At 37.3% G+C, this 1,186-nt stretch carries 1 pseudogene; it reads right to left on the reverse strand.

Annotation, left to right across the window (positions count from 1 at the left end):
- Positions 1 to 849: 849 nt before the first annotated feature.
- Positions 850 to 1,186, reverse strand: a pseudogene (locus VXK47_RS00120) (bifunctional 3,4-dihydroxy-2-butanone-4-phosphate synthase/GTP cyclohydrolase II); the annotation flags it as partial.

Raw genomic sequence — 1,186 nt, forward strand, 5'->3', positions numbered from 1 at the left:
TTGATCGTGTTTTTCGAATGACCCGTTTCTCTGACTATCTCCTTTACCTTCTTGCCATAAACCCGATGACTCGTCCGAATAAAATCATATTGATCCACCGTAAGCATTCTCCTTTCCTCCAATAATTTTTGATTGCCGTCCGGACAATCTCATTATCAGAGTTCGCTTTTTGGGGGGTCAATTTTGGGTTATCGTTTAGGCCCAAAAGGGGTCAATTTTAGATTAGCGAAACCATAAAGTCTATATCATTAACTGTAACTGGGAAAGTTACTGGCTGCGGGAAAATCTCAGTAAGAAGAAAGGGGCTAACTGAGAGGAAAACGATGTTCCCCTGTCTATGACAGAAAGAAAAAACCATGAATTTAACCTTCGCCAGGATGGGTCAGTTTTAGGTTGATATAGTCATAGCCCAACAAAAATAGTAAAAACAGTAGAAAGCATAACAGCAAGAAAAATATTCAAAAAGGTCCCAAAAGTTAAAGGCAAACTGTTGGGTGGGGAATTTTGGTAAAAAAGGTTATTTCATAACAATAGTCAGTCGCCATACAAATGAAAATACGATTCAAGAGTATGTAAAAAAGCAAGGGATTGAAGCAGGTTAAAAAAATCATGGCCAACCTTTGCAGTTAGGCCTGTTTTCAGATACCTCTTAGCTTGCTACGGGGTAGTTCATTTGAATTTAGGAATCGATAGAATCAAAACTCTCCAGCATTGTAAGGAAATTGATCAAATAAAATCATTAAAACGGCTTGTTGCAATCGCAAATTTCTTGCCTTTTACAATAAACTTGGCATCGATTATTTTAGACATATAATCCTCTATATTTAAGAATACTAAACAACATTATGGTTACGATGTTCCATCCATTTCTATAAGATGCCCCATTTTAATTTTTTTGCATGAAAGATATCCTTTGTTATATTGATTTGCTCCAATCTCAATTCCAACCTGCTCAACAACATTTAATCCGTATCCTTCAAGCCCGATCATTTTTTTGGGGTTATTTGTTATAAGCCTCATTTTTTTTACACCAAGATCAACCAAGATCTGTGCACCTATACCATAATTTCTCAAATCCGGCTTAAAACCCAATTTTTCATTGGCTTCAACTGTATCAAGCCCCTGATCCTGAAGGGCATAAGCCTTTATCTTATTGACAAGTCCTATGCCACGCCCCTCCTGGCGG

The organism is Desulfobacterium sp. N47, from assembly GCF_051233685.1.
GTDB lineage: Bacteria > Desulfobacterota > Desulfobacteria > Desulfobacterales > RPRI01 > RPRI01.